The 23,067-nt window shown below is 47.2% G+C and carries 25 protein-coding genes; 19 read left to right on the top strand and 6 right to left on the bottom strand.

Features of this window, described 5'->3' with window-relative positions; translation table 11 throughout:
* Window positions 1-18: 18 nt before the first annotated feature.
* Both ACWHAR_RS11990 and ACWHAR_RS11995 read right to left on the bottom strand, forming a co-directional pair.
* The gene (locus ACWHAR_RS11990; RefSeq protein ID WP_014419077.1) at window positions 19-1,215 is read right to left on the bottom strand and encodes an MFS transporter; all 1,197 of its coding nucleotides are present in this window, start codon (window positions 1,213-1,215) and stop codon (window positions 19-21) included.
* A 22-nt stretch (window positions 1,216-1,237) separates the two neighbouring features.
* The gene (locus ACWHAR_RS11995) at window positions 1,238-1,651 is read right to left on the bottom strand and encodes a MarR family winged helix-turn-helix transcriptional regulator (RefSeq protein WP_007407562.1); all 414 of its coding nucleotides are present in this window, start codon (window positions 1,649-1,651) and stop codon (window positions 1,238-1,240) included.
* A gap of 331 nt (window positions 1,652-1,982) precedes the next feature.
* Between ACWHAR_RS11995 and spoIIID the strand changes: the two genes are divergently transcribed.
* The 4 genes from spoIIID (at window position 1,983) to ACWHAR_RS12015 (ending at window position 5,249) form a co-directional block, all read left to right on the top strand.
* Entirely contained in the window at window positions 1,983-2,264 is a 282-nt protein-coding gene (gene spoIIID, locus ACWHAR_RS12000) for a sporulation transcriptional regulator SpoIIID (RefSeq protein ID WP_003151236.1), read from the top strand.
* Window positions 2,265-2,444: 180 nt separating this feature from the next.
* On the top strand, window positions 2,445-3,446 hold the full coding sequence (gene mbl / locus ACWHAR_RS12005; RefSeq protein ID WP_003151237.1) for a cell shape-determining protein Mbl: 1,002 nt from the start codon (window positions 2,445-2,447) through the stop codon (window positions 3,444-3,446).
* A gap of 159 nt (window positions 3,447-3,605) precedes the next feature.
* On the top strand, window positions 3,606-4,403 hold the full coding sequence (locus ACWHAR_RS12010) for a flagellar hook-basal body protein (RefSeq protein ID WP_032875991.1): 798 nt from the start codon (window positions 3,606-3,608) through the stop codon (window positions 4,401-4,403).
* 24 nt (window positions 4,404-4,427) lie between these two features.
* Window positions 4,428-5,249, top strand: a complete 822-nt coding sequence (locus ACWHAR_RS12015; protein ID WP_032876942.1) for a flagellar hook-basal body protein — start codon at window positions 4,428-4,430, stop codon at window positions 5,247-5,249.
* A gap of 17 nt (window positions 5,250-5,266) precedes the next feature.
* On the opposite strand, the gene ACWHAR_RS12020 is transcribed toward ACWHAR_RS12015, so the two are convergent.
* Window positions 5,267-6,331: a tetratricopeptide repeat protein gene (locus ACWHAR_RS12020; protein WP_032875994.1), complete on the bottom strand. Its 1,065-nt coding sequence runs from the start codon at window positions 6,329-6,331 to the stop codon at window positions 5,267-5,269.
* Window positions 6,332-6,526: 195 nt separating this feature from the next.
* On the opposite strand from ACWHAR_RS12020, the gene fabZ reads away from it, so the two are divergent.
* Together fabZ and mscL are read left to right on the top strand one after the other, a co-directional pair.
* Window positions 6,527-6,952 carry a 3-hydroxyacyl-ACP dehydratase FabZ gene (fabZ, locus tag ACWHAR_RS12025; RefSeq protein WP_003151242.1) on the top strand — a complete coding sequence of 142 codons (426 nt, stop codon included), beginning with the start codon at window positions 6,527-6,529 and terminating at the stop codon, window positions 6,950-6,952.
* A 56-nt stretch (window positions 6,953-7,008) separates the two neighbouring features.
* Entirely contained in the window at window positions 7,009-7,404 is a 396-nt protein-coding gene (gene mscL, locus ACWHAR_RS12030) for a large conductance mechanosensitive channel protein MscL (protein ID WP_003151243.1), read from the top strand.
* Between the two features lie 47 nt (window positions 7,405-7,451).
* On the opposite strand, the gene ACWHAR_RS12035 is transcribed toward mscL, so the two are convergent.
* Window positions 7,452-7,862, bottom strand: coding sequence for a YwpF-like family protein (locus tag ACWHAR_RS12035; protein ID WP_032875997.1), 411 nt, complete (start codon window positions 7,860-7,862; stop codon window positions 7,452-7,454).
* A gap of 172 nt (window positions 7,863-8,034) precedes the next feature.
* On the opposite strand from ACWHAR_RS12035, the gene ACWHAR_RS12040 reads away from it, so the two are divergent.
* The 4 genes from ACWHAR_RS12040 (at window position 8,035) to ACWHAR_RS12055 (ending at window position 10,672) form a co-directional block, all read left to right on the top strand.
* Window positions 8,035-8,388 (top strand): hypothetical protein, encoded by a 354-nt coding sequence (locus ACWHAR_RS12040; RefSeq protein WP_003151247.1) that lies wholly within the window; start codon window positions 8,035-8,037, stop codon window positions 8,386-8,388.
* 97 nt (window positions 8,389-8,485) lie between these two features.
* Window positions 8,486-8,827 carry a single-stranded DNA-binding protein gene (locus ACWHAR_RS12045; RefSeq protein ID WP_003151249.1) on the top strand — a complete coding sequence of 114 codons (342 nt, stop codon included), beginning with the start codon at window positions 8,486-8,488 and terminating at the stop codon, window positions 8,825-8,827.
* A 208-nt stretch (window positions 8,828-9,035) separates the two neighbouring features.
* Window positions 9,036-9,818: a DeoR/GlpR family DNA-binding transcription regulator gene (locus tag ACWHAR_RS12050; protein ID WP_003151250.1), complete on the top strand. Its 783-nt coding sequence runs from the start codon at window positions 9,036-9,038 to the stop codon at window positions 9,816-9,818.
* The gene (locus ACWHAR_RS12055) at window positions 9,815-10,672 is read left to right on the top strand and encodes a Cof-type HAD-IIB family hydrolase (RefSeq protein WP_007614285.1); all 858 of its coding nucleotides are present in this window, start codon (window positions 9,815-9,817) and stop codon (window positions 10,670-10,672) included. The genes ACWHAR_RS12050 and ACWHAR_RS12055 overlap by 4 nt, the downstream gene beginning before the upstream one ends.
* A 112-nt stretch (window positions 10,673-10,784) precedes the next feature.
* Here ACWHAR_RS12055 and ACWHAR_RS12060 read toward each other — a convergent pair whose 3' ends face one another.
* Together ACWHAR_RS12060 and ACWHAR_RS12065 are read right to left on the bottom strand one after the other, a co-directional pair.
* Window positions 10,785-13,559, bottom strand: coding sequence for a DEAD/DEAH box helicase (locus tag ACWHAR_RS12060; RefSeq protein WP_032876000.1), 2,775 nt, complete (start codon window positions 13,557-13,559; stop codon window positions 10,785-10,787).
* Window positions 13,546-15,156, bottom strand: coding sequence for an SWIM zinc finger family protein (locus ACWHAR_RS12065; RefSeq protein ID WP_032876002.1), 1,611 nt, complete (start codon window positions 15,154-15,156; stop codon window positions 13,546-13,548). The genes ACWHAR_RS12060 and ACWHAR_RS12065 overlap by 14 nt, the downstream gene beginning before the upstream one ends.
* A 203-nt stretch (window positions 15,157-15,359) precedes the next feature.
* Here ACWHAR_RS12065 and ACWHAR_RS12070 point away from each other — a divergent pair, with 203 nt between their 5' ends.
* The 9 genes from ACWHAR_RS12070 to ACWHAR_RS12110 all read left to right on the top strand — a co-directional run bounded on the left by ACWHAR_RS12070 (window position 15,360) and on the right by ACWHAR_RS12110 (window position 23,058).
* Window positions 15,360-15,503, top strand: a complete 144-nt coding sequence (locus ACWHAR_RS12070) for a hypothetical protein (protein ID WP_003151259.1) — start codon at window positions 15,360-15,362, stop codon at window positions 15,501-15,503.
* Window positions 15,504-15,718: 215 nt separating this feature from the next.
* Window positions 15,719-16,465 (top strand): YveK family protein, encoded by a 747-nt coding sequence (locus tag ACWHAR_RS12075; RefSeq protein WP_032876005.1) that lies wholly within the window; start codon window positions 15,719-15,721, stop codon window positions 16,463-16,465.
* Window positions 16,452-17,141 carry a CpsD/CapB family tyrosine-protein kinase gene (locus ACWHAR_RS12080; protein ID WP_021494829.1) on the top strand — a complete coding sequence of 230 codons (690 nt, stop codon included), beginning with the start codon at window positions 16,452-16,454 and terminating at the stop codon, window positions 17,139-17,141. The genes ACWHAR_RS12075 and ACWHAR_RS12080 overlap by 14 nt, the downstream gene beginning before the upstream one ends.
* 45 nt (window positions 17,142-17,186) lie before the next feature.
* Complete coding sequence (locus ACWHAR_RS12085) at window positions 17,187-17,951, top strand: tyrosine-protein phosphatase (protein ID WP_032876008.1); 765 nt, start codon at window positions 17,187-17,189, stop codon at window positions 17,949-17,951.
* 199 nt (window positions 17,952-18,150) lie between these two features.
* Window positions 18,151-19,476 (top strand): UDP-glucose dehydrogenase family protein, encoded by a 1,326-nt coding sequence (locus tag ACWHAR_RS12090; protein WP_032876011.1) that lies wholly within the window; start codon window positions 18,151-18,153, stop codon window positions 19,474-19,476.
* 63 nt (window positions 19,477-19,539) lie between these two features.
* Window positions 19,540-20,328: a YwqG family protein gene (locus ACWHAR_RS12095; RefSeq protein WP_049589297.1), complete on the top strand. Its 789-nt coding sequence runs from the start codon at window positions 19,540-19,542 to the stop codon at window positions 20,326-20,328.
* A 279-nt stretch (window positions 20,329-20,607) separates the two neighbouring features.
* Window positions 20,608-21,042 carry a DUF5082 family protein gene (locus ACWHAR_RS12100; protein WP_032876014.1) on the top strand — a complete coding sequence of 145 codons (435 nt, stop codon included), beginning with the start codon at window positions 20,608-20,610 and terminating at the stop codon, window positions 21,040-21,042.
* Window positions 21,042-21,302, top strand: a complete 261-nt coding sequence (locus tag ACWHAR_RS12105; RefSeq protein ID WP_032876017.1) for a YwqI/YxiC family protein — start codon at window positions 21,042-21,044, stop codon at window positions 21,300-21,302. Before ACWHAR_RS12100 ends, ACWHAR_RS12105 begins: the two co-directional genes overlap by 1 nt.
* Window positions 21,303-21,321: 19 nt before the next feature.
* Window positions 21,322-23,058: a ribonuclease YeeF family protein gene (locus ACWHAR_RS12110; protein ID WP_032876020.1), complete on the top strand. Its 1,737-nt coding sequence runs from the start codon at window positions 21,322-21,324 to the stop codon at window positions 23,056-23,058.
* The last annotated feature ends 9 nt before the right edge of the window (window positions 23,059-23,067 follow it).

Below are 23,067 nucleotides of genomic sequence, written 5' to 3' on the forward strand. Positions count from 1 at the left end.
CCCCGGCTTTTTGTCATATCAGTCTGCGATTGAAACGTTTCCGTCCGCTTCAAGCGGCGTTCTTTTTTTCTGGCTCCAGCCATACAGGAGTAAAGCAATCAGGACGAACAGCCCCGCGGCCAGATAAATCGAATGGAATCCGGCCGAAGCGACGAAGAGGCCGAATACATAAGACCCGCCGGCAATCCCGCTGTCAAAGAAAGTGAAGAAGGTAGCCGTCGCAAAGCCTGAACGGTGTCCGGGCGAGTTCTGAATCGCCAGCGTCTGCATACACGGTACGATAGAGCCGTATCCGAGACCGATTACGGCACCGGACAAGAGAAGCATGAGGGCGCTGTTTGTCATCGCCAGCATGCAAAGCCCCGCGGAGAACACGATAATCGACGGATAGATGACGATTCCCGGCCCCACTCTGTCAAACAGCTTTCCTGTGAAAGGACGGGCGGCCATCATCGTCACGGCGAAACAGACGAAGAAATAGCCGCTGACATCCAACAGGTGGATCGTCTTTGCATAAACGGATAAATATGAAGTCACACTTGAATAACAGAAAGAAATGGACAACCCGACAATCGCGATTTTAAGCGCGCCTTTTTCAAACATGTCGGAGAAAGAAAAACGGAAGACAGTCGTTCCGCTGTTGTTTTGATCCGGCACACGAATCATAAAAGCAATCAGCAAGCCTAAAGAAACAAATACGGCAAAAATCGTAAAGAAAACCGGGAACGAAATGACCTTCACAAGGCTCAGCCCGAGAAACGGACCGATCGCCATGGCAAGGTTCATAGACATCGCGAAATAACCGAGCCCCTCGCCGCGCCGCTTGGCGGGAATAATGTCAGCGGCAATTGCGCCCGTAACCGTCGTTAAAATGCTGAACCAGATGCCTTGGAAAAAACGCAGTCCGAGCAGCAGATAGAAATTGTGTATCGGCAAATACAGATAAGAAGACAGGGCGAACAGCGCCAAGGATACAATCGTCATTCTTTTCTTGCCGAACCGTTCAATAATCGCCCCTGAAAAAGGACGGGTGATAATAGCAGATAACAGGAACAGGCTGATCAAAAGCCCTCCTTGCGATTCACTGCCGCCAAGCTCCTGAATCATATAGATAGGCAGCACGGCCAAAAATGTATAAAAGAACACAAAGACAAATAAATTCACGAGTACGACCATAATAAAATCTTTGGTCCAGATCGAGTCAGATTTACTCAAAAGTACAGCACTTCCCTTTTTATTATTTCGTTAAAAACACATTCAGAAACTCAGAAAAAGCTTCCTTATCTCCATCTTGGAAATCCGCAAGCATGTCTTCCTCGAACTTCAGCATCTCTTGATTGATGCTGTCGTATTTCAATTCAGCTTCCTTCGTCAGGACGACGAGCTTTTCCCGCTTGTCTTCTCCCTGTTCCCGCTGAATCCAGCCGTTTTCTTCAAGGCGTTTGATCGTTCTGGTAACGGTCGGCGCCTCAACGTTCAGATAGGACCAGATTTCTTTTTGGGTCATCGGTCCGATCGTTTTTAAGCAATATAGGATTGACCATTGAGAGGAGTACAGGCCGAATGGTTCCAGCCGTTCATTGGCTTTCTTCGTAATCAGGCGGGCGCATTGATTGATTTGATGAATGAGGCGTCTGTTGACGTGGATCATTTCCGTTCTCCTTTTCAAAAAACTTACCTAAGTAACTAATTGCGCTGTTTCATTCTACAGCAGGATCGCGCGGATGTAAACCCCCCGATCAAAAAGCAGAAAATTATGACCCGCCCCTTGTCCTTATTGAGTTTTTAGCATATTCCCAATTCATTGCTAATACACTGTTACAAACCTATCAAAGAGAGTGTTTGAGGTGAGGGATCGTGGGCATATTTCTAAAACCTTCTTATATAATCGGACAACGAAGAAGCTGCATCATCAGTGAATCTGTTACAGAATACGGATCTCATTTCACACTTCTCACATCCAACTGGGGAGGTCGAGTGGTGTGCACGATTACATCAAAGAGCGAACAATCAAGATTGGTAAGTATATCGTGGAGACGAAAAAAACCGTTCGTGTCATTGCGAAAGAGTTTGGTGTTTCCAAAAGTACCGTACACAAAGATCTGACAGAGCGCCTGCCTGAAATCAATCCTGACTTGGCGAATGAAGTAAAAGAAATACTCGATTATCATAAATCCATCAGACATTTAAGAGGGGGAGAGGCGACGAAATTAAAGTACAAGAAGGATGAAATTCTTGAAGGGGAGCCCGTTCAGCAGCCGTAGCGCCTGACGTCTGCCGGGCCCTTTTTTCTCCTCCCGGGCGGTTTCGCGAATATCCGCAAAATTTTGTCAAGAACTTATATCGTTCAGCAGCTTTTTTTTGATAAATTATGATAATATATATAATTAGGGCACAATGTGGATATTTTACTGTGAAACAGATATCAAGGAGGATATAAATAGATGTTTGCAAGGGATATTGGAATTGACCTCGGTACTGCAAATGTACTGATCCATGTAAAAGGAAAAGGAATTGTTCTGAATGAGCCTTCCGTTGTGGCACTTGATAAAAACAGCGGCAAAGTGCTGGCTGTCGGTGAAGAAGCCAGACGAATGGTTGGACGTACACCTGGGAATATTGTTGCGATCCGTCCGCTGAAAGACGGCGTAATCGCAGACTTCGAAGTAACAGAAGCCATGCTGAAACATTTCATTAATAAGCTGAATGTAAAAGGACTTTTCTCAAAACCGCGCATGCTGATCTGCTGCCCGACGAATATTACATCCGTTGAGCAAAAAGCGATTAAAGAAGCAGCTGAAAAAAGCGGCGGAAAGCATGTGTACCTTGAAGAGGAACCAAAAGTTGCCGCTATCGGCGCGGGTATGGAAATCTTCCAGCCGAGCGGTAACATGGTTGTTGACATCGGAGGCGGTACGACAGATATCGCAGTTATTTCTATGGGCGATATTGTCACCTCCTCTTCTATTAAGATGGCTGGGGACAAGTTTGACATGGAAATCTTAAATTATATCAAACGCGAGTATAAGCTGCTGATCGGTGAACGTACCGCTGAAGATATTAAGGTGAAGGTCGCAACGGTTTTCCCAGACGCACGTCATGAAGAAATCACCATCCGCGGCCGTGACATGGTTTCCGGTCTGCCGAGAACGATTACAGTAAACAGCAAAGAAGTAGAAGAAGCCCTTCGTGAATCAGTTGCCGTCATTGTGCAGGCCGCCAAGCAGGTTCTTGAAAGAACACCGCCTGAATTGTCCGCTGACATCATCGACCGCGGCGTTATCATTACCGGCGGGGGAGCGCTGTTAAACGGGCTTGACCAGCTTCTTGCCGAAGAGCTGAGGGTGCCTGTTCTTGTCGCTGAGAACCCGATGGATTGTGTTGCGGTCGGAACCGGCGTCATGCTGGATAACATGGACAAGCTTCCAAAACGCAAACTGAGCTGATGATAAAACCCCATTCTGAAAAAGAATGGGGTTTTTTTCTGTCAAACCCTTCACGAACGGGAATGTAAATCCGATAATAAGAAAAAATGCTGATTTTCATTATAGAACAAATGTTCCGGTGAGGCAACTGGAAATAATGCTATTTCAGAGGTGGAAGACTTGTTAAAAGGATTATATACCGCAACGTCCGCAATGATTACACAGCAGAGAAGAACGGAAATGCTGTCAAATAACATCGCAAACGCGAATACATCAGGGTACAAAGAGGATCAAGGTTCAATCCGCGCCTTTCCCGAGATGCTTCTGAGCCGAATAGAAGGCGACAAAAAAACGAAAATCGGTTCCGTCAACACAGGCGTATACATGCAGGAGCTGAAACCGTTGTTTACGCAGGGAAGCCTGAAAACGACCGATCAGCCGACGGATATCGCACTGATGGAGAATCAGGTTCCCAAGAATGCCGAAACGAATGAAAACGCCGAGCTGTTTTATCCCGTGCAGACCGCAGGCGGCGTCCGCTATTCAAAAAGCAGCACTTTCTCATTAAATGAAAACAATCAGCTTACGATAAACGGAAACCTTGTGTTATCAACAAACGGACAGCCGATTACAGCCAACAATGAAAAATTCACCGTATCAGAAAACGGAACGGTCACGACAAACGGCCGGCCGGCGGGGCAGATTGACATCAGAATGGAAGAAGACGTGCGCAATCTGAAACGGGACGGCAATGACCTATACAGCACGGCCGACGGCTCTGAACTGCCGAGCGCGGCGGCGAATCCCCAAGTCTCGTATTCATTAAAGCAAGGCGTCTCGGAGCTTTCGAACGTGGATGTGACGAGCACGTATACAGAAATGACGGAAGCATACAGATCATTTGAAGCCAATCAAAAAGTCATTCAGGCTTACGATAAAAGCATGGATAAAGCCGCAAATGAAATCGGCAAAGTGTAACAAAATGGGGGACATTCAATTATGATGCTCAGATCAATGCTGACGGCTTCAACAGCCTTAAATCAGCTTCAGCAGCAGATGGATACAGTCAGCAGCAACCTTTCAAACAGTGATACGACAGGCTATAAAGCGAGGGACTCCCGCTTTTCCGAGCTGATCAGACAGCAGTATGACCATATAGATGACAAAAAGGAAAATTCGCCGAACATGCGGAAAACGCCGCCCGGCCTGCGTCTCGGCGCCGGAACGGTCATGACTCCGCAGCTGGACTCAGGGCAGGGAAGCATCAAAAAAACCGACCGTGACCTTGATATCGCGTTCACATCACCTTATCAATATCTTCAGGCAGAAGCGGACGGACGGCGGGTGTATACAAGGGACGGCTCACTTTCCCTCAAGCCGGCCGGCGGAAATGACCGGCTGCTTCAGCTGATGACAGCGGGAGGCAATCCCATTCTCGATGAGAACGGTCAGCCCATACAAATTGACAGTTCGCTGACTCAGCTGAAAATCAGCAAAACCGGAACGCTGACTGCTTCAGACCAGGCGGGAACCCGTTCGCAGACGTTTAATCTCGGCATCGTCAATGTCAATAATCCTCAGGCGCTTCATGCGGAAGGGGATAATCTGTTTTCCGTAAACGGCGCGGGGGCTTCAGCGATTGAAGAGCTTACCGGCGCAAACCGGCAGGCAATCGGCATGGAGCAGGGCGCGCTTGAAGGTTCAAATGTCGATATGTCAAAAGAAATGACCGACTTAATCGTGTCTCAGCGTTCCTATCAGCTGAACAGCCGCACGATTACATTGGGAGACCAAATGCTGGGCTTAATCAACTCAGTCAGATAAAAGAAGGGGCGTTTTGATCAGCCGCGCATGATAAAAAATGCGGCTTTCTCAAAATCGCCCTTTTTTTTGTAGTAATCAGTAATATCCTGAAGCAGCACTTCCAAATCCACCCACGCTTCAATTTTCTGCAGCTCCAGCACGAGCTTCTGCAATCGGTCGTACGGGTCCTCCTGAGCGGTGTACAATATGTTGAGCGCGGTCAGCTTCAATTTCATAATCTTGTTCTGCACTTTTTCAGATATGTATAAACCTTTCTGCAGCACGGTTTGTCCTTCGGCGTCAGATCCGGTTTTAAAAAGTGCTCTGACCGCTTCGTATACACAATGCAGGTAGGAAACGGGAGACTCTTTCTCGAAACGCTGATTGCCCAATACCTTTTTGTAAAAAGGGAGGGCCTCTTTATCTTTTTTCTGGGCTGTCTTTAAAAAACCAAAATTATAATAGGCGTGGCACAGCAGGTTATTGTCATTGATCCGGTCCGTTATCTTTATGGATTCATTAAAGAGCTGTTCTGCGTCGTCATAGCGTGCCTCGTCTATATAATTCACGGCGAGAAGCAGCCGGCAGCTGAGCGTTTTTTTGATGTAGCCGGCTTCATCTTGATAGATTTCCAGCGCTTTATTGACATATTGAATGGAGAGCGCAGGCGACTTCATCATGTAATATGCACCCGCTGTTTTATAATAAAATTCAGCGGCTTCGAAACGGTCCTGAATGGCCGGCAGGTACTGTTCAGCTTCTTTAAAGCGGCAGACAGCACGGTTCGGAGCGCCATTCACCATATGGAATAATCCTTTGAAAAAATAGAAATAATAAGTTAATTCATGATCCATCTCATCTTTGCGCCGCTTCAGCTCGCAGAACAGCTTATTCAGACCGTCTTTTTTCTCAAACAGCAGCTGAAACCGTGCGAAAAACAGCTGATATCTGAGTTTGAGCTTTGCATTCTTTTGTAATTTGGGGAGATGCTGATTGATTTGTTCGTGAAGGGAACGGGCTAGATCGAATTGGCGTTTTCCCATGGCGTCATACCACTCATTCAGCATCACCAGCGTACGTTTTTCAGTAAACTTAGCAATCATCTTCCAACCTCTTTGCATAGGGTAAAAATCTTTATTTATCATAACACATTAATGGACGAGGCTCATTGCCAGCTGGTTACAGTTTACAGCGCGGTTGAAAAAGAAATTGATTCATAATATACTTCCAAATGTACAGATTGGTTGCCACATATGCCTTCTATACATACTATTGTCGATGAAGGAGATGTCAAGAGAATGCTTGATACTCAGCAAATTAAAGAAATTATTCCCCATCGCTATCCGTTTCTTCTGGTAGACAGAATTACGGAAGTCGAAGAAGGAAAACGGGCGGCGGGATATAAAAATGTGACGGCGAATGAAGATTTTTTCAACGGCCATTTTCCTGAATACCCTGTTATGCCGGGCGTATTAATTGTAGAGGCTTTGGCGCAGGTCGGAGCGGTTGCGATGCTGATTAAAGAAGAAAACCGGGGCAGACTCGCATTTTTTGCGGGGATTGATAACTGCCGTTTCAAAAAGCAGGTAAAACCGGGTGACAAGCTGGAGCTTGAGGTTGATATTACCCGCGCGCGCGGTACGATCGGACGCGGCAAAGGCGTTGCCAAAGTTGACGGCGAGCTCGTGTGTGAAGCTGAATTAACCTTTGCGCTCGGAGAATAAAAACAAACAAATGGGCTTATAAAAAAGCCCATTTTGTATAGAAAGAGGTGAATGTAATGTGGTCAGAATTTAAAAGCTTTGCGATGCGGGGCAATATCATGGATCTGGCTATCGGTGTCGTCATCGGCGGCGCTTTCGGCAAAATCGTGACGTCGCTCGTTGAAGACATCATCATGCCGCTGGTCGGCCTGCTTCTTGGCGGTCTTGACTTTTCAGGGCTGGCCGTGACATTCGGCGATGCTCATATCAAGTACGGAAGCTTCATTCAAACGATTGTGAACTTCTTCATTATTTCATTTTCTATTTTTATCGTGATCCGCACAATAGGCAAGCTGAGACGTAAAAAAGAAGCAGAAGAAGAGGCTGAAGAAGCAGAAGAAACAGATCAGCAGACAGAACTGCTGACTGAAATCAGAGATCTGCTGAAACAGCGGGCTCCTCACAATGACTAGGGCACAAAAAAAGGCTGGATGATTAACGTCCGGCCTTTTTCATATGATTATAATTTTTGTTTAAACGCTTCAATCAGCCGGCTGCCCGAGTAGCCTTCTTTCACGAGCGACTCCAGAATGCTTTCTGATCCGGGGTGGTTTCTTGACACCATTTGACCGTAAATTAAAACTTGTATACTCTTTTCCAGCTCCACGATATTTTTGATGCTTCCCGTCAGCTGGGCGGGGCGGTTGCTTTTTTTCGTAATCGTTACAAACACCTTCGCTTCTTTCTGGCTTTTCATCAGCATGTTAAAAAAAGACAAGTGTTCGGCCGGGACCAGTGCTTCAATTAACCAATGATTTTCTCCGTCCTCTTTGTTAATAATCAATCCGTCTAAAAGGGGAAACTGTTCAATCGGCTGATCGTCTTTATCTAAACGTTCCACATTCAGATCAACCAGTTTAAAGGTTTTCATCTCTTATTTTCACCCCTATTGTCCATGTTTTTCGTTCATTTATTATAACACATATCATTTTTCCCGGGAAAATGCTGTAAGACATGCTTCATCATTTTTGTAGGCGGTCAACATTTAATCATTTCTATTTTTTCATTATAATGTAAAAGAATATGGTCATGGAGAGATGCTTATGAATCAATTGCGCCTGAAGGAAATCTATATAGAAGACGGTTCAAGGCGAAAAGACGATCATTCCTACTTGGTATGCAAAAAGGAAGATTGTGAGGTGCATCTTAACAGAAGGGGAAATGTCGTCTTTTTATATGAAACAAAAGACCGCATGGAACAGTATAAAATTCAGCTTTCACTGACTGATAAAAAGCTGAGTTTTTACTGGTTCGCATGGGACGGCGGAAAGTTTGTCCGCATGTTTGAGAAAGACTGGCTTAAAACGAAACTTTTCTCGCGGCTGCTCAAAAATACATATTACATAAGCGGTCAAAAACAAAAGTTTTTTTTATCAGAAAGAAAAACGAAAACATAAGAGCAGCCTGAACGAATAACGGCTTTATCCGCTTTTTGCTTTCACGAGCCCTTGTACTACAATGAAGCCAGCCTCGAAAAAGAGAGGAGGAGACGGCTTGTTTAACCACGTTATGCTTGTCGGCCGGCTGACGAAAGACCCGGAGCTCCGTTTTACATCAGCGGGCATTCCCGTCGCTCATATTACGTTGGCGGTAAACCGCAATTTTAAAAGCGCGTCGGGTGAAACCGGAACCGACTTCGTCAACTGCACCATCTGGAGGAAAAACGCTGAAAACACGGCATTGTACTGCCAAAAAGGGTCAATGGTCGGTGTAAGCGGCAGAATCCAGACGAGAAGTTATGAAAAGACAGACGGCGTAAAAGTTTATGTGACCGAGGTCATGGCTGATACCGTTCGGTTTATGGATCAAAAACGGAAAGAGCCGCTGGCTGAATAGCATGCTTTTTTCCTCGATTTCCCGCCTTTCAGCGGGCCCCGCAATACCACCTTCCCACTCGCCAGTCGAAAGACTGGTTTTTTTGTGCGGGAGCTGAAAAATGGTTAAAAAGAAGTGATTTCGCTTATGAATACTTAAAAACATTGAATATATTGGGATAAAAACTTATAATTACTTACAGATAAGTGACGAAAAAGGGAATGAGGACGTGTATCAAGAAGAAAGACTGATTGCGATAATGGAATATTTGAAACAGCATCGGCGGATTACCGCTGAACAGATATGTTCGCTGCTTCATATTTCAAGAGATACCGCAAGAAGGGACCTTGTAAAGCTGAAAGAGCGCGGGGCCATTATCAGAACACGGGGCGGCGCGATTCTGCCGTCGGTGAATCAGGAGGTTCCTGGCTATTCGGGCCGGCTGAAAACTGTTTCTGAAGAGAAAAACAAAATCGGCAAGCTGGCCGCATCCCTGATCCATAAAGGAGACCGGATCATTCTGGACACCTCGACAACCGTGCAGGCCTGCGCGGAGCATTTAAATGTCACCGGCTGCACTGTTATTACAAATTCGATCAATCAGGCCGATATCCTTTCCGCAAAAGAGGGAATTGATATTCATCTGCTCGGCGGAAAGCTCCAGAAGGAACATCGGTTTTTATACGGGGCTTCCGTCGTAGAAAAACTGGGGGATTATCACGCCGATAAGGTGCTGATCGGCGTTGTCGGCATCTCGGAAAACGGCCTGACGATCCCGCATGAAGAAGACGGCATGGTAAAGCGTAAAATGATCCGACAGGCGGAACAGGTGATTGCGCTGAGCGATCACTCCAAGCTTGGCCGTACGAGTTTTTATCAGTATGCAGACCTGCACGAGGTTGACCTGCTGATTACCGATCGGCTGCCTGATCAGGATTTTTGCGATCTGCTCGACCGGCACGGCGTAGAATTGCTTGTAACTGAATCTGAAGAAGAGGATGAGGACATGTGAAACTGATTGCCATAGATCTGGACGGCACACTGCTGAACAGCAGTCATCAAGTAAGCGATGAAAATGAGCGGGCTTTAAGGGAAGCCCGGCAAGCGGGAATTGAAATCGTGGTTTCCACGGGACGCGCGCATTTTGACGTGCACTCCATCTTCGAACCGCTCGGCATAAAAACATGGATTATCAGCGCAAACGGAGCCGCCATTCATGCTCCTGACGGCAGCCTGTACCACTGTGATGCGATTGCAGAAACAAGAGCCCGCGGCATTTTGTCATGGCTTGAAGAGAATCAATATTACTATGAGGTGTTTACAAACAAAGCCATCTATACGCCTGAAACCGGCAGGCAGCTGCTCGATATCGAAATGGACCGGGTGAAAAGCGCCAATCCGGAAACCGATCTTTCCGTTTTGGAACAGGCGGCTTCAGTGCAATACAGCCAGTCCGGCTTTGCTTACATTCATTCATACCGTGAGCTCTTTGAGAAAGAAGAGCATCTGGATTTTTATAATATTCTCGGATTTTCGTTTGATGAGCGGAAGCTGAAAGCGGGCTGGGACCGATTCAGCGGTCAGAAAGATCTCACCCTTGTCAGCTCTGCCGATCACAACTTTGAACTGGCGTCTCGAAACGCCTCTAAAGGGCAGGCGCTCAAACGGCTGGCGCAAAAGCTTGGCATTCCGATGGCTGAAACCGCCGCGGTCGGTGACAGCTTAAATGACTATTCAATGCTTCAGGCGGCCGGAAAAGGCATAGCGATGGGGAATGCGAGAGAAGATATTAAAGAGATCGCTGATGCCGTTACATTGACAAATGATCAAAACGGCGTTGCGCATATGATCAGGAATTTACTGTGAAAGGTATGGCGATACTGTTCATGACTGGCGTGACGCATTCATGGCAAATGCGGCGTAACAGTAAGGACGACATAAAAGACCGGCTCTTCTGAGAGAGCCGGTCTTTTTGCGTTTAATGTGATTGCGCTGATGCGCTGAGGGTGAATAATTCTTCAAGCTCAGCGGATGACAGCTCGGTAATCCAATTTTCACTTTGGATAATCTGATCGTTCAGCGTTTGTTTCGTTTCGAGCATGGCATCAATTTTTTCTTCAATCGTTCCCGTCGTAATGAGTTTGTGAACATGGACGAACCGTTCCTGGCCGATTCGGTAGGCGCGGTCGGTCGCCTGGTTTTCCACCGCCGGATTCCACCATCTGTCATAGTGAATGACATGATTGGCAGCCGTCAGATTAAGGCCGGTTCCGCCCGCTTTCAGTGACAAAATCAGCGTCGGGTATTCTTTCTTCTGGAACCGTTCGACGAGAGAATCGCGTTCCTGCTTGGATAGGCTTCCGTTTAAAAACTGAACCGGTTCTCCGAATGCTTTTTCCAGGAGGCGCTTCATCATGTTGCCCATCTGAATGTATTGGGTGAAAATGAGGCAGCTTTCCCCTTGTCCGCGGATCGCCGCCATTAAATCAAGCAGCTTTTCCAGTTTGACGGATCTCCCGTTTAACAGCTCTGTCTGTTCTTCCTTCAAATAGAGCGCGGGATGATCGCATATTTGCTTCAAGCGGCCGAGCATGCTCAGAATCAGCGCTTTCCGCTGCATCCCGGTCAGAGAAGCCATATGTTCAAATGTATCTTTGACAAGCTGTTCATAAAGGGATGCCTGTTCGGCTGAGAGCGGGATAAACTCTTTTTGTTCCAGCTTGTCAGGAAGATTAAGCGCTACTTCTTCATCCCGTTTTGTCCGGCGCAGTAAAAACGGCCGGATTAACTGCTGAAGCTGGTTGATTCTTTTTTCGTCACGGTCTTTTTCAATCGGCAGCACATAGCGTTTATGAAAGCCGGTCAGACTGCCGAGATAGCCTTTGTTCATAAAATCAAAAATCGACCAAAGCTCTGTCAGGCGGTTTTCCATCGGTGTTCCGCTCAGCGCGATATGATGGACGCCTTTCAGCTTTCTGATCGCGCGGGACTGCTTCGTATGCGCGTTTTTAATATTTTGCGCTTCATCAAGGCAGATGGTGCTCCATGTCACGGAAGAAAGCTCTTCCTGATCGGCGTGCGACAGGCCGTAAGAAGTAAGAACAACATCCGCGTCCTGATAGGCCGGGACAAATGCTTCCCCCTTCGGCCGGCGGGGGCCGTAATGAAGCATGGCCTTCAGCTGCGGCGCGAAAGTCTGGAGCTCACGCTGCCAGTTGCCGAGCACAGATGTCGGCGCAATGATTAAGGCAGGCGCTTTTTGCCGGCCGCTTTCCTTCACATGGAGAAAATAAGCGATCATCTGAATCGTCTTTCCAAGTCCCATGTCATCTGCGAGACAGGCGCCGAAGCCGTTTTTCCGTAAAAACAGAAGCCAGTTCATGCCGTACATCTGATAAGGGCGGAGCTGGCCCTGAAACGCGGCGCTGACTTCATGCTCCGGCAGATCCCGGGCTTCCGTCAGTTTGCGGATCAGGCTTCTGAGCTGCTTTGATAATTCGATCTTGATCCCGGCAAATGCCGATGAGTCAATGATGTCTGTGTCCTCGGCTCCGTTTTCCCCGTGATCCATCAGTTCGCGCGCCAGCACGTCGGACATGTGGAGGCCCTCAGATTCCGCTTTTTCCATCAGTTTTTTCATTTGTTTAATGAATTGAGGATCAATTTTCACCCATTGGCCGCGGATGTTGACGAGACGTCTGTTGTTTGCGACGAGCTCATTGAATTCATCCTCTGTCAGCTCAATTCCGTTTGTGGCGAATCTCCAGTTGAAATCAAGCAGAGCATTCATGCCGACGAAGGACTCGCCCCGCGGGGAGGATGACACTTTCGCTTTGAGCATCATATTGCTGTCCCGGACAATCTGCCACCATGATGGGAGAAGAATCTCCACACCCATATCGACAAGCGTCTCACTCGCTTCCGATAAGAAGATCCAAGCCTCTTCTTCAGAAATCAGCGTCGTTCCTGAATCAAACGAAAGCCAGGGAACCGTTCTGCGGAAGCGGTCCTGTTCGCGCGCGATTTTTCCGCCGTATGCCTGCCACGCTTTTTTCAGTCCCTTCAGTCCGTCGAAAAAGGTGATGGAGCCGGTTTTTTTCTCACGTAAAAACATTTCGATTTTCCAGTCGTCACCGTCAAAATCAGGCTCGTTTAATCGGAGCCCGACGGTAAACGGCGTCAGATCGTCATGCCAGCCGATTCCCTCGAGAAAATCATCTTCATCCAAAAAGGAGCCTTTAAACGTATGAACGGCCGGTGAGCGGGTTTCGATCTGCCGCCATTTTTCCAGCAGGTCATCATTGTACTGAATGTAGTCCTGGACCGCGGCTGAGAACCAGTCTGCCGTAAAGCCCTCCAGCAAAAGCTCGCGGTCTTTGAAGCGCAGGACACCATTTTGCCAAGCCTCATAATCCGGAAGAAAATCGCCGTCGGCAATAAATTCGTATATCGTCGAAGCCGCTTCAATTAACGGTTCCGTTTCCTTTGTCAGCTGCACGGTGCTGAATGAATTGAACGAGTTTTTTCCGAGCAGCTCGACGGTCATCCACGGGCTGAGCAGAACGGCCGGGGTGCCGATGAAGCTGACGTCTTCAAGAAACGTTCCGTAAAAGGTGGACTCATGCCATTGGAACAAATGAGTCTTCATCTGACTGAGAGTAAGCGGCTGCTCCTTCTCATCATGGCTTGACAGCGTAAATGTCCAATCTTCCATTTGTTCTACATGAATGAAAATTTCCTTAAGACTCGCCATCAATCAACTTTCCTTTCTGCAATTCTTCTTGAAGGGCGCGCAGCCTCTTGTAACTTGCGCTCAGCCGGCTGATATACCGCTCCCATACCTGCTGTTTTTTTGCCTTTTTATAAAGCGTCCGCAGTTTTTTCAGATGGCGTGCAGCCTCTTTATAGGCGCTGCGGTTTTTTTGATCGATAAAAAAGGCCGCCGCCCGGTGATAGGAGGGGATGAGCGCTTCCGGATCACTGGCGGCAATTTCCTTCAGGATGTCCTTTTCGATTTCCCAGACGGAAAAACCGACGAGGCTGTGAATCTCCACCCACTCCGCGTACCGCCGTTTTTCGTACAGGTACTGGCTGTATTCGGTAAAGGTATAGGGAAGGCAGCCGGAAGCAAACCGTTCAAACAGCTGATCATCCCGTGAGTGCCGCGCATAATCCGCCAATAGCGCAAACAGCTCTCCGATAATGTCGCGCATTTCTTTAAACGGCTTATCAAGCTTCGTATAGTTCACGGCAAGCGGCTCGATCCGGCCATACCATGTTTTCAGCCGTTTCCAGTCTTTTTTCGCGGTGAGTTCACCGAGCCATTGAAAGGTATACGGCAGCGCTTCAGGAGGGAAGCGGGACATATCTTCAAAGACAGATTCATCATCTTTTTGTAAAAAGGCCAGATGAAGCCGTCCGAACCGCACTTCCGGTGAAAAACGGCGCCCGCTTTCCTGTGCGAGAATCTCCTGTTCACGCGCGACCCATTTCGGCCGGTTCAAAAGCGCGCTCCACATTTCACCGAATACCCGGAGGCGTTCGTATTGAAAAAGCTCTTCTTTCACAAGCAGTCTGCGGAGCACCGGAGGCGTCCGGTCTAAAAAAGGATCGAGTGAAAAAGACAAGGCGTACGTTTTCAGTCTGTCAATGGAGGAATAAATTGTATCCATCAGCTGTTCCACGTATGGATTGATGCTGTAATAATCTTTTTCGGCATCCAATCTGCCTGACTCAATCAAAGTGAACATGTGAAGCCAGACGGCAAGCGCCGAATGAATCTGATATAAGCTTTTAAGCTCGGGTTTTTTCGGGGCGTGCTTTTTGAGCGCTGACAGATAGCCGTAATAAAGGCCCTGCATCGTCTGGCTTCCGGCCGGCGTCCGCGCCTCCCACAGCGAGAATTCCGAATCAAAAAAAGCGAGCCAGCTTGACAGCGACTCTTCATTCGGCAGCACTTTTTCCTGAAACTGCCGGCGGACAAGCTCCCTGCTTTCCTCAAGCTTTTCTCTTTCCAGCCAATGTTCGGTAAAGGTACCGACCCGCTCGAATTGGGCATATACGTAAAGAAAAACGGCCAGCACGTGGCGGCAGATCGCCTCAGACGGGCATGCGCAGCCGCTTTTCACCATGAAAAATAAGTTCAGCGTGACCCTTACAGGCACAACATCCTGCACATATGCGGAAATCTCTGTCGGGGTTTGAACCTGTATACGATAGACGGAATCCTGCCGATATAAAATGAGTGCTTTCTTCATCAGCTGAACATTGTCTTCATTGTAAGGAAGAAGTTCTTTAAGCTGTTCAGCCGCTGCGAGCACATCTTCTTTAGCAATCATATCCTGAAGCATGATTATCGCTCCTAACGAGTCACAAAATAAAAAGATTCCAATTCCTCTATTATATCGCAACACATGGCTCGGAAAAAGTTTTTCCTAAAAAAGGACATAAAAACCCGGATGTGTCGAATGATGTATTAGAGATTGCAAAACAGCACCCGACAGCATATAATAATCTTGTTTTCAATTTAATGGAAGCCGAAAGGAAACGAATGATGAAGAAAACGAAGTTAGATCAAGAGGAGTTTCTGAAGATTTTAATGCATGCGCACGACATTGGTGAGCAGTCCTCTGAGATGACCACAAAAGAAATGCTTGAGAATTTGATTTCTTATATTAAAAATGGATATGCAACATAAAATCCCGCAGGCTCTTGACCGCGGGATTTTTTAATCTTCCTGTAACACCATTGTTTAAAGCGCTTACAAAAATAAAACGAATTGAAGTGATTGTCTATTTTTGTCGAATTTTGTCATTTGAAAAGGTTAGAAATGACAGTTTAAAGCTGTATAATCATAATTGGAAAAGATCATTGGAGGGAATGGGAATACGCGGAAAGTGATATGGAGGTTATATGGGAGAATCTACAAGCATAAAGGAAATATTCGCAATACTGAGAAAGCGTCTGCTGTTTATACTTATTATTACCGCGGCGGCATCTGCCGCAGGCGGACTCATCAGTTTCTTCGCTCTTACGCCGGTCTATGAAAACTCAACTCAAATTTTGGTCAGTCAATCCAAAAACAATCAAAAAGAAGTCCAATTCAATGACGTTCAAACCAACCTCCAATTAATCAACACGTATAATGTCATCATCAAAAGCCCGGTCATCCTCGATGAGGTGATTAAACAGCTGAATCTGTCCATGACTTCGAAAGAGCTGGAATCGAAAATCACGGTGTCCAGCGAGCAGGATTCACAAGTCGTGACGATTGCCGTGAGGGATACGGATGCTAAGCGGGCGGCCGTTATGGCAAATGCGGTTGCAGCCGTTTTTCAGGACAAGATCACCGCCATCATGAACGTGGATAATGTCAGCATCCTTTCAAAGGCCGAAGCGGCGGACAGCCAGTCACCGGCAGAGCCTAACCGTAAGCTGAACATCGCGATTGCGTTTGCCGCCGGACTTTTGGGCGGAATCGGTCTCGCCTTTTTGCTGGAACATCTGGATAATACGATCAAGTCGGAAGAACAGCTGGAATCACTGCTCGGCATCCCGGTCCTGGGAACGGTTACTTCAATCAGCACTAAAGACAGCGTTGCCAAAAACTTGAGGATGGCGGAAACCAAACAAGCGGGGGGCGGACATGTTGACGCGTAAAAAAGACAAACTCGGAAAACGAAGCGTGATTGCGATGTCTGAGCCGAAATCCATCAACTCAGAACAATATCGCACGATCCGCACAAACATTGAATTTTCTTCCGTTGATACGGAGGTGAAGTCCCTTTTGATCACATCCGCCGGTCCGGAAGAAGGAAAATCGACAACCGCGGCCAACCTTGCCGTCGTATTTGCACAGCAGGGGAAAAAAGTGCTTTTAATTGATGCGGATCTGCGCAAACCGACGGTTCATTTCACCTTCAAATTGGACAACGGAACCGGATTAACGTCGCTGCTGTTAAAACAGATGCCGTTTCAGAAAGCCGTCCTGCCGGCTGATGAAGCAAACCTGGATATTTTAACGAGCGGGCCGATCCCGCCCAATCCGGCGGAGCTTTTATCGACGGGTGCCATGAAAGATCTTCTGTCAGAAGCCGGCGCAGTTTATGATAAAGTGATTTTGGATACGCCTCCCGTTTTGGCCGTAGCCGATACGAAAATATTAGGCAGTTACACTGACGGGGCTATTATGGTGATCTCGAGCGGGAAAACGGACAAGGAAAAAGCGGCCAAGGCGAAAGAAGCACTCGATTACTGCCCGTGCAAGCTCCTTGGGGCCGTGATGAACGGGAAGAAACAAACGAAACATTCGGACTACGCCTACTACGGACAATAATGTCACAATGGGCGCGGTCCATTCTTTTTAAGGAGGGATTGAAATATGATAGATATCCATTGTCACATCCTTCCTTCCATAGACGACGGCGCGGCGGATGATACAGAAAGTCTGAAGATGGCGAGAGAAGCGGTCAGACAGGGGATTGATACGATCATCGCGACGCCGCATCATGTGAAATACCGCTATGACACGGACCGGCATACGGTCAACGAAGCGGTCACCCTGTTAAACAAACGTTTGAACAAGGAAGGCATTCCGCTGACTGTTCTGCCCGGCCAGGAAATCAGAATAGACGGAGATCTGCTGGCAGGTCTTCAAAGCGGCTCGCTTGTCCCGCTCCATAATACGAAGTATGTGCTGGCGGAATTTCCGGCGGATCATGTCCCGGCCTACGCTGAAAGGCTGTTTTATGAACTGCAGCTGAACGGATATGTCCCCATCATTGCCCATCCGGAGCGGAACAGAGAAATTCGCGAAAACCCTTCCGTCCTATACAGTCTTGTGAAGAAAGGCGCGGCCGCCCAAGTAACGGCCGGCTGCATTGCCGGAGCATTCGGGCGGAAAGCGAAATCCTTTTCGCTGCAGCTGATTGAAGCGAATTTGATCCACTTTCTCGCATCTGACGCCCATAATCTCGGACCGAGAAATTTTTATTATCAGGAGGCGCTCGGCGTTCTGAAAAAAGAAGCAGGGACAGAGCTGATTTACATGTTCACGGAAAATGCGGCGCTTCTCGCTGAAAACAAAGCCGTTTATAAGGAACCTCCGCTGCCTGTGGCCCGCCGTAAGCGCTGGGGTCTTTTTTAATCGTCGTCTCCATCCCGTTTAAATGAAGCGTAAGCGGCTGTTTTGCAAGATGATTCTTTTATGCTTATGCTATTATCAGCGGCCGGCACCGTTTTTTCCTATCATGACCTCAGGCTTCCGGCATTCAGCCGGCGCCGGGATCATATGATAATAACGGTAAGCTGCCCAGCAGCAATTTCTAAACGGTTGGGGGAACACGATGAAAATAACAGTGATCGGAACAGGCTACGTCGGTCTTGTGACAGGAGTGTCTCTTTCAGAAATCGGCCATGACGTAACATGCATAGATATTGACGAACGTAAGGTTGAGCAGATGAGAAAGGGATTGTCCCCTATCTTTGAACCGGGCCTTGAAGATATGATGAAACGAAATATCGGCCGGCATCGGCTGGCATTTGAAACAAGCTACGAAAAAGGGCTTGCGGAAGCGGACGTTATTTTTATAGCGGTCGGAACGCCGCAAAAAGAAGACGGGCACGCAAACCTTACTTATATTGAAAATGTCGCCGAACGGATTGCCGAACATATTTGTAAAGATGCGATTGTCGTGACAAAAAGCACGGTTCCCGTGGGAACGAATGACAGGATCAGCGAAGTTATTCATTCACGGCTGAAAGCGGACGTGAACATTTCAATCGCCTCGAATCCGGAATTTCTCCGTGAAGGTTCAGCGATTCACGATACCTTTCACGGCGACCGCATCGTGATCGGGGCTGAAGACCGGCAGACGCGGGAAACGCTTGACCGGGTTTTCGCGCCGCTTGCGATTCCGGTATATCATACGGACATCAGAAGCGCTGAGATGATCAAATATGCGTCAAACGCTTTTTTAGCCGCAAAAATCAGTTTTATTAATGAGATTTCTCATATATGTGAAAAAGTCGGTGCGGATGTGGAATCAGTCGCACACGGAATGGGATTGGATAAACGGATCGGCAATCAATTCTTAAGAGCCGGCATCGGTTACGGCGGTTCCTGCTTTCCGAAGGATACAAACGCCCTCGTGCAGATCGCGGGACATGTGGAGCATGATTTTGAATTGCTGAAGTCCGTCATTAAGGTCAACAATAACCAGCAGTCCATGCTGGTTGATAAAGTGCTGAACAGGCTCGGCGGTGTGACGGGGAAAACCATCGCGTTATTAGGGCTGTCTTTTAAGCCAAATACAGATGATATGCGGGACGCGCCGTCCATTGTCATTGCGGATCGTCTGGCGGCTCTTGATGCCCGGATGACAGCGTACGATCCGATTGCTTCATTCCGGGCTTCCGGGCTGCTTCCGGCTGCGGTTTCCTATCGGGAGTCCATAGAAGAAGCCGTCAGGGGAGCGGATGCCGTCCTGATTCTGACAGATTGGGAACAAATTAAACACTTCCCGCTTGATGCGTACAAAGAGCTGATGGAAACCCCGGTTATTTTCGACGGGAGAAACTGCCACTCGCTTGAGGAAGCGGAACAGGCGGGCGTGGAATATATCTCAATCGGAAGAAGAGCCGTCGTGCCTCAGACTGATTCTGTCACTTGAAAGGCCGGCGGACCGCGCCGGCCTTTTATCATACAATCATTAGAGACGAAGGAGATATTAATCGTGGAAAACACATGGAAATTGCCGAAGCAAATGGAATCATCCCGCGGTCTGCTGGAAACGTCAGCACGGCGCTTTATTAAACTGCACGTCAAAAAAGCTGAAACGGGTCGGTATGACAGTAAAATTGCCGGAGACCCCTATTTTCCGAAACATGAACCATACCCTGAAGATGAAAGCGGCAGGCCGATGAAGCTTCTCGCTCAAATCAATTTTGCGGATATGCCCGGACTTCCTGATTTTCCGGACACCGGCATTCTTCAGTTTTACATATCGGTCAGTGATGACGTATACGGTTTGAATTTTGACGACGGGTGCGCGCAAACGGGTTTCTGCGTTAAATATTTTGAACATGTGACAGCAGAAGAAGCGGAGCTCATGGATGATTTTTCTTTCGTTCAGGTTGAAGAGGAGTACGATTTTCCGATTCAATCCGAAGCGCTGATCACCCCTGAGCTGTCTGCTGAATGGGTGCTCCCGTCTGATTTTCAATTCAGGCAGTATGCCGGGATGGATGCCTTTGACTATTTCGAGCATTTTGACGATGAGGTGTATGACGAATATACGGCGAACGCATTCGGCCATAAAATCGGCGGCTATGCGTCCTTCACCCAGGAAGATCCGCGGTCTTACTCCCATCAAAACCATACGATTCTGCTTTTGCAAATTGATTCAGATGATGACATTGATTCGATGTGGGGAGATGTGGGAATCGCCAATTTCTTTATCAGACCGGAAGATTTGAAGAAAAAAGATTTCTCAAACGTTTTGTACAACTGGGACTGCAGTTAACGACAGTATGATGATCATGATACAAGGCAAAGGAGACGGTTCATCACTGTCTCCTTTTTTTTAGGGAATTTATCATGGATACATAGAGGAGATCAATGAATGGATATGCCGTTTATGTGAGTCTTTTGGCGTTAATGATGAACATCTCGGCTGCTGAAAATAAGCCATTTAACCTATTTAAGCCGCTTTCTGTCTATTTTAAAATATAATATATGGAAATATAGTATGGAAAAGTCTGTGCTTTTTGTACGACTTTTTGCGTAAGACGAGGTGAAAAAGATGAGCCATTCAAGCACATTAAGCCATATTAACAGCACAATCAGCCATAAACTGGGCGAGGTTGAAGACCAAATTGATAAATTAAAAGAAGCGAAAAGAGAGATAGAATCTCTGCAGGAAGAGGGCGTGTCTGAAATCAGGGACATCCTCAGGCCGCACCTGGATCATCATTGGACCGGCACTTTTGCTGAAGAATTTGATGACCGGCGCGATCAGGCCCATACAGAAGCATACAGAATCGTTACAGACAAATACGACGGTTATATTTACCGAATCGGCTTAAAGATGACACAGCTTGAAATTGAAAAAGGAGGGCTCCTTGCCGCCAGAAGCATCGCGAGAGAGGCAGAGCACCTGCTGACGCTGGGAGAAGAAGCCCTTGACACAGTCGGAGAAAAAATACAATCAATCAAAAGAAGCTGGAGTTGGTTTTAATGGCAGAAATAAAACTCAAATACGGAGCTGTCATGAAGCAGCTTGAATCCGTCAGCAGCGCTTTGGAGGCCGTTTCGGTCGGGAACGCCGGTTCAAACGGAAAAAACAAGCTCGACTATACCTCCAAATATCAATCCCGCGAGGCAAAGCTTGTATCGATGATCAGCGAATACAAGCAGGCCGTTCATAAGAATATCGCGGACGTTAAAGACAACGTAGATTCTTTGAAAGAACAGGACGAGGCGATCGCCGTAAAATAACGAAAGAAAGGACTTGCCGATGAGCAAAGTGTTTGAATCACAATCGTTAACGGACGAAGCAGATAAGAGAAAGAAACAATACGAAGCCCTTGAAGAGCAGCTGCGTGCGCTCAAACAAGCCTTTCAAGGCGTGGCCGATCTGGGTGATGCTTTGAAAGGGAAAGGCGCAGACAATATAAAAGATTTTTTTCAGGGACAAGCGGAAATCGCCGACAGCTGGCTGACGCTTGTCTCTGCTCAAATTGCGTTTTTAAATGGCATTTCAGGTGACATTAAAGATCAAGAACTCAGCGATACATATGCGGAGACTTCATTTTTGGAGCATGAGCTGCCCAACGCGGATTTGAAAGCTTCAGAGATTGTCTCCGCTCATAAAGCAGAAATCGATTCAATTTTGTCAGGCATCAGCGATATTATTCATCTCGACACATATACGCTGGATGATTACGCTGATAAAATGGGCGATGCCCAGAAAACCAGACGCGATACGATCACGGCAGTCGATACGCTTGATGAATCCCTGACCGCTGAATATCAAAACTTAGAATCTCTGGACAACGCAGTGCTCAGCAAATATTCCGTTCTCATGCAGGCCACCAGCAACGGGAAAAGCGCATCCCCTATGTACTATGACAAAAAAGCCTTCCACAGCAATGAAATCTACAAAAGCGTCATGGCGACAGAAAAACAGGGCACGGACTATATTGACGCAAAAGCCCAGCAGGCCGAAGCAAGACGGCTTCAGGAAAAGGCTGAAGAAGAAGCCAATAAACCATGGTACGAAAAAACATGGGACGGCATCTGCAACTTTACCGGCGAAGTCACCGGCTATTATGATTATAAAAGAGCAGCCGAAGGCGTTGATCCGGTGACCGGCGAAAAACTCTCCACCGCAGAACGCGTCACAGCAGGAGCGATGGCCGCCGCCGGATTCATACCGGTCGTCGGCTGGGCGGGCCGCGCTTTCAAAGGCGGAAAAGCCATTTACAAAACCGGAAAAACCGTCATTGCCGCAGAACATGCTTTAGATGCCTATAAAACCGGAAAATCCTTAGACATTCTCAAAATGACAGAAATGGGCGCATACGGCCTTGTCGCCTCAAACGGATTCTCAGAAGCCGTCACAGGCAGAGATATGTTCGGAAACAAAGTGTCTGAGGAGAAGCGGAAGCAAGGGGCGCTGGAAGCTGCGCTGAGTTTGGTTGGAGCGGGTGCATTGGCGAAGCATGTAAACAAAGGCATACCGCTTGCAAAATCGCCACAAGCATCAAAAGTTGAAAAAGGGAAAAAGATTCTAGACCAAGTAAAAGAATTCAAAGTACCGACGAATGTAAAAATTCGTGTCCACAAGACTGTCACACCGGATGGCGCAACTTTCCCAATCATTCATGCTGATGTGAAAACCAAAGCTGTGAAAGATCTTGGGATTGTGAAGATGGCTGGTAGTGGTGGCGGGAATAGTAAGAAACTTTTCGGTCAAAATGGAACTCAAATTGCAAGTAAGACAACATGGCAAAATGGGAAGACAGAAAGAATAGACATTGAAAACCCAAATCCAGGGCAAAGAGAAGGTCAAATTCACTATCACGAGCCAAACAATAAAAAATGGTATTTTGATGTAGAAACAAAAAAGTTTTATGACCAAAAAACAGGTGAAGATGCACCTAGCAAAATTCAAAAAGTACTTAAAGACAAGAGTGTTCAGAAAGCTATAAATAAGGGATTGAAATTTTTAGGTGAGGATCCTGTATTTTAGTATAGGAGT

Source organism: Bacillus sp. LR--39, assembly GCF_053613335.1.